General features: G+C 63.1%; 13 protein-coding genes and 1 pseudogene. 8 read left to right on the forward strand and 6 right to left on the reverse strand.

The annotated features are described in order from the left end of the window. The first annotated feature begins 15 nt into the window (after positions 1–15). Entirely contained in the window at positions 16–612 is a 597-nt protein-coding gene (locus ACO2RJ_RS20465) for a hypothetical protein (RefSeq protein WP_128778422.1), read from the forward strand. Positions 613–620: 8 nt separating this feature from the next. On the opposite strand, the gene ACO2RJ_RS20470 is transcribed toward ACO2RJ_RS20465, so the two are convergent. The 3 genes from ACO2RJ_RS20470 to ACO2RJ_RS20480 form a co-directional block, all read right to left on the reverse strand. Next, positions 621–1247, reverse strand: coding sequence for a hypothetical protein (locus tag ACO2RJ_RS20470; protein ID WP_128778423.1), 627 nt, complete (start codon positions 1245–1247; stop codon positions 621–623). A 188-nt stretch (positions 1248–1435) separates the two neighbouring features. Next, entirely contained in the window at positions 1436–1882 is a 447-nt protein-coding gene (locus ACO2RJ_RS20475) for a plasmid maintenance toxin (PemK-like) (RefSeq protein ID WP_128778424.1), read from the reverse strand. Continuing rightward, positions 1869–2141 carry a type II toxin-antitoxin system Phd/YefM family antitoxin gene (locus ACO2RJ_RS20480; protein ID WP_128778425.1) on the reverse strand — a complete coding sequence of 91 codons (273 nt, stop codon included), beginning with the start codon at positions 2139–2141 and terminating at the stop codon, positions 1869–1871. The genes ACO2RJ_RS20475 and ACO2RJ_RS20480 overlap by 14 nt, the downstream gene beginning before the upstream one ends. Before the next feature lie 62 nt (positions 2142–2203). Between ACO2RJ_RS20480 and ACO2RJ_RS20485 the strand changes: the two are divergent. The 6 genes and pseudogenes from ACO2RJ_RS20485 to ACO2RJ_RS20510 all read left to right on the forward strand — a co-directional run bounded on the left by ACO2RJ_RS20485 (position 2204) and on the right by ACO2RJ_RS20510 (position 9394). Next, positions 2204–3294 (forward strand): annotated as a pseudogene (locus ACO2RJ_RS20485) (hypothetical protein). Positions 3295–3302: 8 nt separating this feature from the next. After that, positions 3303–4472 carry a tyrosine-type recombinase/integrase gene (locus tag ACO2RJ_RS20490; protein WP_128778311.1) on the forward strand — a complete coding sequence of 390 codons (1170 nt, stop codon included), beginning with the start codon at positions 3303–3305 and terminating at the stop codon, positions 4470–4472. 241 nt (positions 4473–4713) lie between these two features. Then, the gene (gene repA / locus ACO2RJ_RS20495; protein WP_423269977.1) at positions 4714–5940 is read left to right on the forward strand and encodes a plasmid partitioning protein RepA; all 1227 of its coding nucleotides are present in this window, start codon (positions 4714–4716) and stop codon (positions 5938–5940) included. Then, positions 5940–6947 (forward strand): plasmid partitioning protein RepB, encoded by a 1008-nt coding sequence (gene repB, locus ACO2RJ_RS20500; RefSeq protein WP_128778312.1) that lies wholly within the window; start codon positions 5940–5942, stop codon positions 6945–6947. Before repA ends, repB begins: the two co-directional genes overlap by 1 nt. A 257-nt stretch (positions 6948–7204) precedes the next feature. After that, positions 7205–8437, forward strand: coding sequence for a plasmid replication protein RepC (gene repC / locus ACO2RJ_RS20505; RefSeq protein ID WP_128778313.1), 1233 nt, complete (start codon positions 7205–7207; stop codon positions 8435–8437). A 624-nt stretch (positions 8438–9061) separates the two neighbouring features. Next, positions 9062–9394: a single-stranded DNA-binding protein gene (locus ACO2RJ_RS20510; protein ID WP_128778314.1), complete on the forward strand. Its 333-nt coding sequence runs from the start codon at positions 9062–9064 to the stop codon at positions 9392–9394. A gap of 79 nt (positions 9395–9473) precedes the next feature. Here the strand turns inward: ACO2RJ_RS20510 and ACO2RJ_RS20515 are convergent, their stop codons facing one another. Both ACO2RJ_RS20515 and ACO2RJ_RS20520 read right to left on the reverse strand, forming a co-directional pair. Beyond that, entirely contained in the window at positions 9474–9635 is a 162-nt protein-coding gene (locus ACO2RJ_RS20515; protein ID WP_245479718.1) for a hypothetical protein, read from the reverse strand. Continuing rightward, on the reverse strand, positions 9632–10363 hold the full coding sequence (locus ACO2RJ_RS20520) for an acyl-homoserine-lactone synthase (RefSeq protein ID WP_245479719.1): 732 nt from the start codon (positions 10361–10363) through the stop codon (positions 9632–9634). The genes ACO2RJ_RS20515 and ACO2RJ_RS20520 overlap by 4 nt, the downstream gene beginning before the upstream one ends. A 26-nt stretch (positions 10364–10389) precedes the next feature. Here ACO2RJ_RS20520 and ACO2RJ_RS20525 point away from each other — a divergent pair, with 26 nt between their 5' ends. Next, entirely contained in the window at positions 10390–11046 is a 657-nt protein-coding gene (locus tag ACO2RJ_RS20525) for an RNA polymerase sigma factor (RefSeq protein WP_244624032.1), read from the forward strand. Positions 11047–11555: 509 nt separating this feature from the next. On the opposite strand, the gene ppk2 is transcribed toward ACO2RJ_RS20525, so the two are convergent. Continuing rightward, on the reverse strand, positions 11556–12326 hold the full coding sequence (gene ppk2 / locus ACO2RJ_RS20530) for a polyphosphate kinase 2 (RefSeq protein ID WP_128778317.1): 771 nt from the start codon (positions 12324–12326) through the stop codon (positions 11556–11558). Positions 12327–12675: the final 349 nt, after the last annotated feature.

Here is a 12675-nt window from a genome sequence, read left to right on the forward strand (position 1 = left end):
GACGGGAGGCCGGCCGTGAAGTGGCGCGCTAACGCCTATGAAGCCGATCTGCTGCAGGTCATCGATGTTCGTCGCCTGGCTTGGCCGACGAAGACGGAGATCGAGGACGCCGACGAGTCGGGCTACTTCGTCGGCAATTGCGCCTATCAGGACCTGGTGGGCCTCAGCGCCCAGCATCTCTCGACGGTGCTCAAGATCGAGCGCGCGATTGTCGAGCGCTTCATGGCGGCGGACGACATCAACGCCGCAGCCGAAGCCTTTGATGATGAGCGTTTAGAAGCCGATTCCCCTGAAGATGAACTGTTCGGCCTTGATGTCGGGGTCGCGTCGGCCGTTGTCGCGGTGTCGGCGCTTGGCGGCATCCCGGTTGCGAGCTGCAACGCGGGCGGGTTCGGCGGACTGCATCAGGCGCAACAACCCTATGTCGCGGCCTTCCTGCCTGTAGATCATGGGCCGAAATTTGAACGCCTGGCCGTCGCCGCCGCGGTCGGCGTCGTGGTCGGCGACGACGGGCTCGTGCGGGTCTACGGGCGCTCGGATCTGGATCTCATGCGTTTCGCGGAGCTGGCGCTCGCGGCGATGAAGGACGTGGAGGTGCAGGCGTCGGTTTGAGAGCGACGTCAGATTTTGGCGTCGCCGCTCGGGAGAAAGTCGGCGAGGCCTGGCGCCCGGGCGCTCTCCTCGGTGATCATCGTCTGCGACCACAGGATCGACGTTTCGTGAACAGAGCTGCAGGTGAGGTCGCCGTCCTGGTCGAACCAGTGGGCCGCTTCAGGAATAAGTTCGATCGGAACGCGATGGCGCGCGAACGGGTTATGAAAAACTTCGAGCTCGGCTGACCAGGGCTCGTATCCGTGAGGCCAGAGACCGCGATATTCAGCGCTCGTGACGTCGTGGCAGAAGGGAATGCCCGCGAGCGCGCCGGGGGTGCGGTCGAAGAACATTCCGACCCTGGTGTACCGAAGCCCGGTTGGCGCTCCGAGACCCGAGACCGCCACGCGGTTCAGCTTGGCGATGGAGCAGGCGTTGGAGAAGATGATGGCCGAAAGCTCGCTGCAGCGGTCGTCGGTGAACAGTCCCGCCGGAAAGGCGCTGGGTCCCCGCAGGCGCTGCGACGATCTCGCGACGGCCTGTGGCCGACCGTCGACCTGCGCCTTTTCTGCGCTCAATCCGTAAAGATAGCCGATCAGCCCTTCCCGGCTCCAGATCATCGAGGCTGGCGCGTGAAAGTCAGCGATCGCGATCATGAAGGGATCGCCGTCGACGTGAGGCAGTCGATCTTATCGATAGTGTCGGACACCGCCTCGCAGATCGGCGATTCTGGGCGTCCTCAGCCCGGACAATCACCACAGCCGGGCCTCCCATCGACGAAAGGACGCCGCCGCTGCCAGCCCCCTCCCCTCTTCCGGACGCATCCGGCCGCCGTCGGCGGCCGTCACTCGGTCCGCGGCACGCTCCGGTGCGGCGCGCTGGTCGCGACCTCGCCCCGGGCGATCGCCACGAAGCGGCGCTTGACCTCCGCGAACAGGCCGGGCGTCAGTGCGCCGTGGTAGCCGCTCTTGGTGTCGACGGCGCGCAGGTCCGGTCCCGGCCAGGTGAAGCGGTTGCTTTCGGTCAGCACGATCCAGGAGCGTTGGCCGTCGAGCCGCATCCGGTTCTTCACGTCGGCTGGGATCTCGATGGCGTCGGCCGGATGCGCGGGCGGCGTGTGCGTGATCGGCAGGACGCGCACGATCGTCGCGCCCTCCTCCGTCGTCATGACGATCGCCAGCACGAGGCAGGGACGGTCCTTGTCGCCCTCCTCCCGCCCCTCGCGGTGCTGCCAGTCCCAGAGATAGGCATAGCGAAAAATCCAGCCGACGCGGACGTCAGTCGGCAGCATGTGTGCCGGCAGGAGTGTTGAGATGCTCGGGATCGGCTGTCAGCTCGGCCGCCTCGACGGCAGCTATCTCTGCCTCGCTCAGCTCGGCGGTGCGCTGGACCCGGCGGTCGCGCTTCGAGAGCCGGATGAAATCCTCATAGGCCATCAGCACGGTGCGCGGGCGGCCGTTCTTGGTGATGATCACCGGCTCGCGCACGGCGGCATCCTGGTAGGCACCGAAGTTCTTCGAGACCTCGGCGGCGGTTACGGTGGAGGTCATGATGCGTTCTCCTTTATTCCGTAATATACGGAAATCCCGCTAATCCCGCAAGAGGTTCGGTTATGACCCCCTCCCCTGTCCGCCTGCCTGATGCGGCCTCACTGGAAGCGCTCTTGGCGAAACTTCCGGCCGATTCCGCGGACGCTGATCTTGTCCCTGCCCTCGCTGCCGTCTTTCCGGGATTCGACTTCAGCATGGTCCGGGTAGACGATGACTACTGGCGCGACACGAGGTCGATCATCCGGCCAGACGGCACGCGCGTCAGCGAACTGCGGCCGTGGATGACGGCAGAGATCGCCAAGGACGCCGGCGACGTCAAGGCGACCTGGGCGCGCCTTAAAGACTCGGACCTGCAGATCACAGAGTGGCGCGGCACCAGCGCTTTCGTCTTCGCGCCGACCGGTCCCGGGGCGGCCGACTATATCCAGATCGCGCTCGGCCGCGAGATCGAATGGCGTGCCGGGCCGGTCGTCAACCCGGACTACCGCCCATGGGGCGAGGAGGAATTGCTCGATCCCGGCTGGCCGCGGGACAAGCCCCTCCCCGACACGGCTCGCCTCGCCGGCCCGGCCTACCGTTTGCTCGATCGCGCCGGCGGCGCGTTCGTTCATGTCCGTAGCTTCCTCGATCGGTGCGGTCGCGTCGAGCGCGAGAAGCGTGAGGCCAAGCGCCCCGAGATGGAGCGGCGGGTGCTGCGCGAGGTCGGACCGGACGGGACGCGCGAGACGCCGTTCCTTGACTTGGTGCCGGACTATTTCGAGTTCGTGCCACGCGAGGCGCGCTTCTTCCGCGATTGGGAAGATTCGAGCGCCCGCGCGCAACGCGTCTTCGCGCACTGGGCGCTCGACGTCCGCGACTACGCCTACAAGGGCGAGCGCGAAGTCGGTTTATCCCGCGACCGCTGAAGATGCCGCGTGAGCGCCTGTTGATTTCGGCCGAGACCTCCGTCCATCAGCTGATGGATCGCATTGAGGCGATTGATCGCGAGGTCTCCCTGACCTTCGGCTGGTTTTTTCTGATGACGCATGGCCACTGGGTCGAGGCCGATGTGGGTCTCGCCATCGCGGACGGTCTCAAGAAGCAGCGCGTGCGTCTGCCCGATGCCGACGCGGTCGTGCTTTTGCGCTGGGCCGAGCAGACCTACGGGTTCTGAGGATCGCCATGGATGATATCGTCAAAGGTCGCTCTCTCGACGCCGAATCGCGACGCGCTCTTGAGCTCGACACGCTCTCGGCCATTCTCCCGATGGATCGGCGCGACCGCCTGGCGCAGCTGCTCACCGACGACGACGTCGCGACGCTGAAGCATCTCGCCAAGGAAGGCATGGGTGACAACAGCCTTCGCGCGCTCACCTCTGACCTTGCCTATCTCGAAGCCTGGGCGTTTGCGGCGACCGGCGAGGCGCTGCCGTGGCCGGCGCCTGAGGCGCTCGCCCTGAAGTTTGTCGCCCATCATCTCTGGGACACGTCCGAGCGCGAGCGCGCTCTCCGTCACGGGATGCCCGCGGAAGTCGATGCCGCTCTGCGCGCGCAGGGGCTGCTGCGCAGCGAGGGGCCACATGCGCCGAACACCGTAAAGCGGCGGCTGGCGAGCTGGGGAACACTGCATCGCTGGAAGGGGATGAAGGGGTCGTTCGGCTCGCCCGGCGTTCGGTCGGCGGTGCGCCTCTCGGTGCGGGCTTCGCCGCGGCCACGCCGGCGCAAGAGCAAGCGCGCCGTCACGCGGGACGTCCTCGACAAGCTCACTGCGACCTGCGCGACCGACCGGCTGGCCGACACCCGCGATCTCGCGATCTTGCTTGTGGCGTTCGCCTCCGGCGGGCGGCGCCGGAGCGAGGTGGCACGACTTCGCGTCGAGCAGCTGGGTGAGGAGCAGGACGTGCCACTCGATCCGCGCGACCCGAATTCTCCGACCTTGCCGTGCATCTCCATCCAGCTCGGCCGCACCAAGACTGGAGACGCCAACGATGAGGGCAGGGTGTTCCTGGTCGGGCCGCCGGTCGAAGCATTGCGGGAGTGGCTCTTGCGAGCCGATATTCGGAAGGGCCCTGTCTTCCGCGCGATCGACCGTTGGGAGGCGATCGAGGAGCGCGCGCTGACACCGCAATCGATCAACCTGATCGTTAAGCGTCGCTGCGCGATGGCCGAGCTCGACCCCAGGGAGTTCACCGCGCACGGATTGCGCGCTGGATTTCTGACCGAGGCGGCACGACAGGGGATCGGGCTGCCGGAAGCGATGCAGCAGTCCCAACATCGGTCCGTCCAGCAGGCGTCGAGCTACTATAACGAGGTAGAGCGTGCGCAGGGCAGGGCGGCTCGATTGGGTCTCTGACGCCGGTCATCGGACGAGACATCGGGGTTGACCGGTGTCAACTCGCGACTTCACCCGAAAGTTGACACCGGTCAACTCGCCGCCGGCACCCGTTCCGTGGGCCGCGGCAATCTTTGCGAAGCCATGCAGCGTTAAGATCTCGTTAACCCTTAATTTGTTGCGGAACACGGTAGAATCGGGCTTACTAGCCACGGTTTATAACCGTAAGAGCCCCTCGAAGGCGTAACTACACGAGCGGACCGTGGACAACCGGGTGGACGAAACTTTCCCAGTGACGCCGGACGCGGGCCGCCTCGCGATTCATGAGCTTATTGCAGCCGATGCAAGAGAGCTATCCGCGAAACTTCAGCAGCACCGCTTAAAGCTCTTTCCCCCGAAAGCGAGAAAGAAACTGAGACCATTCTCGTCGGGCGAGGCGGCAAAGCTCATCGGCGTCAATGACGGCTATTTGCGCCAGTTATCTCTGGAAGGGAAGGGGCCGCAGCCGGAAACGAGTTCATCCGGACGTCGCTCCTACTCGTTCGATGACATTCAGGCGCTACGGACCTATCTTGACGAAACAGGCAAGAGCGCTCGCCGTTATCGCCCATGGCGATCTGCGGGGGACCATCTTCAGGTCGTCGCTGTCGTCAATTTCAAGGGCGGCTCCGGAAAGACCACGACGGCCGCCCATCTCGCACAGCATCTCACGCTGCAGGGATACCGCGTCCTCGCGATTGATCTCGATCCGCAGGCGTCGCTCTCTGCGCTCCATGGGTATCAGCCCGAATTCGACGTTGAGGAAAACGGCACATTGTACGGCGCAATCCGGTATGACGCCGAGCGCAGGGACCTAGCCGACATTATCCGTCCAACGTACTTTTCAGGGCTCGACATCATTCCTGGCAATATCGAGCTCATGGAATTCGAGCACGAGACGCCCAAAGCGCTCACGTCACGAAAAACAGACGATCCACTGTTCTTCGCGCGTGTCGCGCGGGCGCTCGGCACGGTCGAGAGCAAGTACGATGTCGTCGTCATCGATTGTCCGCCGCAACTGGGATTTCTCACCATGTCGGCGCTTTGCGCTGCGACGGCTCTGCTCATTCCCGTGCATCCACAGATGCTCGACGTCATGTCGATGTGCCAGTTCCTGATCATGACTTCGGACCTGATGTCTGTCGTGGCGAAAGCCGGCGGAGCCACGAACTACGATTGGATGCGCTATCTCGTCACGCGATACGAGCCAAGTGACGGGCCGCAGACACAGATGGTGAGCTTCATGCGATCGCTCTTCGCCGATCGCGTCCTCACGAACATGGTTCTGAAAAGTACCGCGATTTCCGACGCCGGGATCACCAAACAGACGCTGTACGAAGTGGAGCGGCAGCAGTTCACGCGCTCGACCTATGACCGCGCGATCGAATCATTGGACAGCGTCAACGGCGAAATCGAGAGCCTCATCCGGGCGGCCTGGCGGAGGACCTGATGGCACGGAAGAACCTTCTCGCTGACCTCATAGAAGGCGGTCATTCCAGCCTCGCTGGCGAAGCAGCGGCGGCCGCGCCGGAACAACGCGTGCCGACGCTTGGTTCGCGTGGGGCCGTAGGCGCGATGAGCCGCTCTCTTGAGCAGCTATCCGCTGAGCGCGATGCGGCCAAGGTTCTTTCCGAACGCTTGGTCAGCGGACAAGACGTCGTCGAGATTGACGCAGATCTCGTCGATGACTCGATCATCCCCGATCGCATGAAGGGTTCGGATGCAAACTTCGCGTCCTTCAAGGAGTCGATTAGAACGAGAGGACAACTCGTCCCAGCCCTTCTGCGGCCCCACCCTACTCAACCGGGCCGCTATCAGACTGCTTATGGTCACCGGCGGGTTCAAGCGCTGCGGGAACTGGGTCGCCCCGTTCGCGCGGTTGTCCAAGATCTCTCGGACGACGAGCTCGTGGTCGCGCAGGGCAAGGAGAACGGAGAGCGAGAGGACCTCTCGTTCATCGAACGCGCGCGCTACGCGACATTGCTCGAGGATCGCAACTTCAAACGCGATACGATCATGGCCGCTTTATCCGTCGACAAAACGGAATTGTCGCGCCTGATCTCCATCTATCGCGCGATCCCGGCCGAGCTGAGCGATGCCATCGGTCCCGCACCGAAGGTTGGACGCCGTCGATGGCTGGAATTCGTCGAGCATCTCGGCGACCGCAAGCCTGCCAAGACGCTTGAGGCCTTGCTCGGCAATCCGAAATTTCTCGCAGGATCGTCGGACGACCGCTTTCGCATGGCGCTGTCGATCCTGACCGCGCGCGAGGGAAAAACCGCAAAGGCCACGGTCTGGACTGCAAACGACGGGAAGAGAATCGCGAAAATCGACAGAAGTCCCAGCCGATTCATCCTCAGCGTCGATGAGAAGGCAGCCCCTTCGTTCGGCGATTTCGTCCTAGATCGGCTGCCGGATCTCTACGAGGCATTCCGAAAATCCAAGGAGGGCGCATGACACCTCCTTGCAACCAAGATTGCAGCAGCTGCCCTCGCACAGCGCGAGGCGGCCGCCGTAATGCGTGAACCGCGTTCCACCCACTGAAGGATTGAAATCGGCAAAGAAAAAGGCCCCCGAAACGTCACCGTCCCGGAAGCCTCTGTCTTAGTTTGGCGACTGATAGAGAATCACTTCCGCGAATCGCAGTCAAGTCTCAAGTGAGAGACGGCGCCGTTTCGGCGAGCAGCTTTCCTTTGCCCGGATGAGGCAAAGATATGGAACCGCATACCCCAACGACGCCCTTCGGGCGGCGATCACTGACGCTTGCCCATGTGGCAACGCAGATCGCCGCATCGTCTCGGCCACCTGACAAGGTCGTACACAAGTGGAAAATCTTTCACGCCATATGTCTGGCGCGGCCGAGCCTCGGCGTGACGGAGCGCGCCCTCTCTGTTCTGAACGCGCTTCTCACATTCCATCCGGAGACTGCGCTGACGGGCGAGGACGATCTTGTCGTTTTCCCCTCGAACCTTCAGCTCTCTCTGCGCGCCCACGGCATGCCGGCATCGACGCTGCGTCGCCACCTCTCCGTCCTCGTCGACGCGGGTCTTGTCATCCGGCGGGACAGTCCTAACGGCAAGCGCTACGCCCGCAAGGGCGCGTCCGGCGAGATCGAGCTCGCCTTTGGCTTCGATCTTTCGCCGCTTGTCGTTCGCGCGGAGGAGTTTCAGAGCCTTGCGGCTGCCGTAGAGGCTGAAGCGCGCGCCATAAAGCTGGCCCGCGAGCGCATCACACTGTGCCGACGCGACATCGCCAAGATGATTGCGACGGGGATCGAGGAGGGCGTTCCGACGCGCAGGGGAGGGCAGGGGCCCGCAGACTGGGCGGAGGTGCATGCCGGTTTTCGCTCGATTGTCGAGGGGATTCCGCGCACGGCGACGCGCGGGCAGCTGGAGGCCGCGGCCGAAGAGTTGTCGCAACTGGCTGACGACGTCCTCAACCTGCTGGAAAGTCACATCAAAACACAAGATATGAGCGCCAATGAGTCCCGAAATGAGCGCCATATACAGAATTCAAATCCAGACCCCTTAATTGATCTTGAACCTGGCTTTCGAGGAAGCCGGGCGGGGAGGGCGGTGCCAGAACCACGAACGCCGAGGGTTGCGGAGACGGCCTATCCCCTTGGGATGGTGATGAACGCTTGCCCCGACATCGCGGAGTACGCCAAGGGCGGAATTTCGAACTGGCGTGACCTGCTGGCCACCGCGGTCGTGGTGCGGTCGATGCTCGGGATCAGTCCCAGCGCCTGGGAGGAGGCGCAAGCGATCATGGGCGAAATGCAGGCCGCGGTGGTGGTCGCGTGCATCCTGCAACGCGGCGCGGCGATTCGCTCCGCTGGCGGGTATTTGCGTGGCCTGACGGAAAAGGCCAAAGCCGGTGAATTCTCGCTTGGCCCGATCCTGATGTCGCAGATCAACGCGCAACTTCGCGCGAAACGATCCGCTTGATGGCGCGGGCGGTGTCGTGGTACGGCTTGGCCTCCTCAGGTGGTTCGGCAAGGCGTCGGCACCCCGGGGCTCCGAGCCCGCTGTGCAACGGGCGGAGCTCGGTTTTTCGCCCGACGTTCGCGCTGCGGTCGTGCCGTCGGACCCATCCCGTGAAAGGTCGCAGCTGGCGCTCGTTCGGGTCCATGGCCGTTTTCCTTGGTCGATGCCAATCCGTGCGGCGCCTCTTCCCACGCCTCCTCGTCCTTGGCGAGCAAGCATCGACATCGCTTTTTTCTTCGTGCCCACGGTGTTAGGCCCGCCGCGCGGTCGTGGTGGCATGGCGACGATTGCTCCTCTCTCCCGGTCGGGCAGCGCTCCCGGTTGCGTGGCTGGATTCCTATGGCCGTCGCCCGCACGTCGGTCCCTCCGCCCGAGAATTTTCCCCTGCCGGATCACCCCGCAAGCGGGGCCCCGATCGGCATTCCTCGCGCCCGCGCCTGCGGCGCCAAAATTCACGGCCTTCCGGGACGCAGCGCTACGCTCGCCCTTCGCCCGCGTCTCGCGGGCTTCGGCTCTGTGCCGGCTTCCCGGCCATGACGGATCGCCATCGCAACGGGGCGCAGCCCCACAAGATGGAGAGAGACTATGCGCAACATCGCCGAATTCACCCTCATCGGCCACGTCGGGACCATCAAGCAGGTCGGCAAGACAGTCCGCGTTACCGTCTGCGCCAACTATCCCTTCAAGGACCAAGGCGGCGAGTGGCAGGACGACCAGCACTGGAACGAGGTCACGATCTTCACCAAATCGATCCAGGGTTACGTGAACGAGCACGTCAGCAAGGGCGACTTGGTCCACGTGCGGGGCCGCCTTCGGCAGAACAGCTACGAGCGCGACGGCAAGCGGATCTACACCGTCGACCTGATCGCCCTCGAATTTGGCCGGCTCGCCCAGGCCGCTGAGCGCTCAGCCGCATAATCGATCCAGCTGGGGAGGCCAGACCTCCCCAGCTTCTCGCCTGAGCCAGAACAGCGATTGCCGCACTGGTCGCGGTTTTTCAGGAGGGAAGCTTCCGAGATCGTGTCTGACGCGCCAGGGCGCGATCGGCGCGATTCTTTTTGCTAATCGCCGATGTCAGATCGTCGTAGTCGACACCGCTCTTCTTGAGGGCGCGCCGCGCATCGGAGACCTCGAAGCCGAGCAGTTCGAACACGCTCATATTGAGGCTTGAACCATTAAACGCCAGTCGATCGCGACGGTGACAGTGCCGACGCGCCTTGCCATTCCCCATTCGACAACGCCCTGGGCGAGCTCGAGGAAGGGGCTATTGCCGCGTGGTCTCAATTCCCGGTGGCCTTGAGCGACACAAAAGCGCGTCCACTCGAAGACGCGCGGCCCGCGCGGCGGCGCGCGCCGGCACAGATCCGTGAGCACGTCGGTCAGGAGGTGCGGCCGGGTGGTCGGCAGCAAGCGCTGGTAACCGACAATCTCTTCGCCGTGCAGGCAGATATGATGAACGGCATGCGCGTCGTCGAACCGGTCACGCTCGCAACCATCGGACTGACGCAGTTCCTCCCAGCCCTTCTCGTCGACGAAGATACTGTGTCGAAAGCGGTGAGCGCGATTCATCAGCGCGCTGTGCCGACCGACGTCCGAGCCGTGGATGACCATGAGCATGTTGAACCCCTCGGCAATGAAGAAAGCCGAGTTGCGCACGCTGCCTGCCCACGTTGTATGGGCACAAAGCTCCATTGCTTTTTCGGGTGGCGGGGATCGCGCGGGACGCCGCCGAGACTCGCGGACGAGCGTTCGGAAGGAACAACCCAGATCGTGCCGCTGCTCAGGTCGTGATTTAAGCAGCGGGCGGCGGCGATCGCAAGAGCAGACCTTGATCTGGGTTAAAGACTTGGCGGTTTCTAATGTCAGCGTGGTCAGCGTCACCCGCATCTGCAAGTCAAGGAGTACGGAGGGTCGTGACAGACAGCCCGCAAAACGAGAAGACTCCGCCTCCCGCCGCCAAGGATGTTCAAGCCGCAAAACTTCATGATAGCGCGGTGCAAAACGCGTTGGTCGAGGCGCAGAAGCAGATACTTCTATTTCTCCAGCGCCGCCTCGGCGATCGGGACGCCGCCGACGAGGTCTTGCAACGGTTCTCGCTGCGGGCCCTGGAACGAGCGTCGCAGCTTCGCGATGTGGGAATGGTGCGCGGCTGGCTAGGCCGGATCCTGGCGACGACAATTGCCGACTATCAACGAGAAGCGGCACGACGGCGTCGACGCGAAATCGTAATCGATCAGGCGGACGTCGAGAACCACCCCGTCGATGAGGAGCTCGATGCGGCGATCTGCAACTGCCTCTATCGCATATTGCCGACACTGAAAGCGGAATACGCCGATATCATCTGGCGTGCGGATATCCTCGGGGAGCCACGTGAGCGCCTGGCGGCAAGTCTCGGGACTTCGTTGAACAATGTGACCGTTCGATTGCATCGCGGCCGGCAGGCGCTGCGGAAACGTCTCGAGGAGATGTGCCGAACCTGCCCAGTGCACGGGTTCCTGGATTGCCATTGCGAAAAGGCCGAACAATTTCGCAAGGCGTTCGCCGATGCCAAAGCCAAGGCCGACCCTTGAACCGACGCCCCGGCCGTTGCCGATTTGAACGCCGACAGTCTGGCTGCACCGACCGCTGCTAGTCTGGCCCGTGAAACTCGCGCGTCAAACGGTATTACGCGATAAACCAGTGTTCTCCCAAGCGCAGGCCACGTCGCTCAGGGCCATCAACCGTTTTCACTCTTCCGGGCCATGGCCGTTGAGCGATAAAACGCGTGCGTCATCACGAGCTCGACCTATGCCGTGGCCATTCGCCTAGCGCGACAAACCAGAGGCCAACCAGGTTGGCCAGCGGCACGAACGCGAGGATTGACCAAAATGGCGAGTAGCCAATTCGAGCGAGGATGCGCCCGACGGGGTAAAGAACGAGGGCGGCGAACATAACAAACGCAAACCAGTGCCAAGGTGACCAATAACCGGTCATCATATAAGAGTGGTCCATCATCGGAGCATCCTTAGGAAACAAGCTGCGGGTCATACTTTGCTGGGCGACGATGGTAGCGAAAATCGTCGGATGGATAGGGCATCAGTTACTCCGCAATTAGGCCGTTCGTCAGCGCCGCTTTGTCGTACGGGAATACGACGTTCGGATCCGGTAGGTCCCGAGCGCGATCCTTGCCGCCGAAGTCGAAGCGCGTCAGAAGGTCTCGGATGACATTGAGCCGGGCCTCTGATTTGTCATCCGCGCGGACGACGGTCCATGGCGCGAATGGGGTGTGCGTGCGAGCCAGCATCTCGTTCCGGGCTGCGCTATAGTCGTTCCAATGTTTTGTTGCGGTGTCGTCGATGGGACTGAGCTTCCACTGCTTCAGTGGATCATCTCGTCGCTCCTTCAGCCGACGCTTTTGTTCGGTCCGGGAGATGTCCAGATAGTATTTGAGGATGGTGACGCCGCAATGGGCGAGCAACTGTTCGAAGAGTGGCGCCGTTGTGAGGAACTCATCATATTCCGCGGTGCTGCAGAATCCCATCACCCGCTCGACGCCGGCACGGTTGTACCAACTGCGATTGAACAGCACGATCTCTCCGCCTGCCGGGAGATGCGGCACCCAACGCTGGAAATACCAGGACTTTTGATCGCGGTCAGACGGCTTGCCCAGCGCGACCACGCGCGTCTCGCGCGGGCTGAGATGTTCGACGACCCGCTTTATCGTTCCATCTTTGCCGGACGCGTCGCGGCCTTCGAAAAGCACGAGAACTTTCGTCCCGGATTTGATGACGTGTTTTTGAAGGCCCGACAATTCCACCTGAAGCTCGTGAAGTGCCTTGCCGGCGGCTTCGCGTTTTTCCTTCTTGCCCATCTGCAATCCTGTCATGAAGTCGATAGCGCATCCTGCCGTTGCAGGCGTTCGCTCCGGCCCGAACGGTTTCCAGGTCGAGGCGTCATTCCTCTGAACTGACCTTCGCCGAGCCGACATAGAAGCAGCCGGCGGCGGAAGCGACAGCTGTCGGCCGACATAGGGCGCGTTTTCAGCGATGGGCGGACAGAAAGCATCTCGGCGGTCATTGGCGAAGCCGTCTCCGCTGCCAAATCGACGCGAGGCCCGATCATGCCCTCCTCCTCCCGCCCTATCACCCGCCGCTGCAGCAGCTGGATTTCTTCGCGGGACGGCCGGCGCTGGACGGCGCGCGACCCTGATCATCCGGGGA

This window comes from Hansschlegelia sp. KR7-227 (assembly GCF_049446035.1).
Classification (GTDB): domain Bacteria; phylum Pseudomonadota; class Alphaproteobacteria; order Rhizobiales; family Methylopilaceae; genus Methylopila.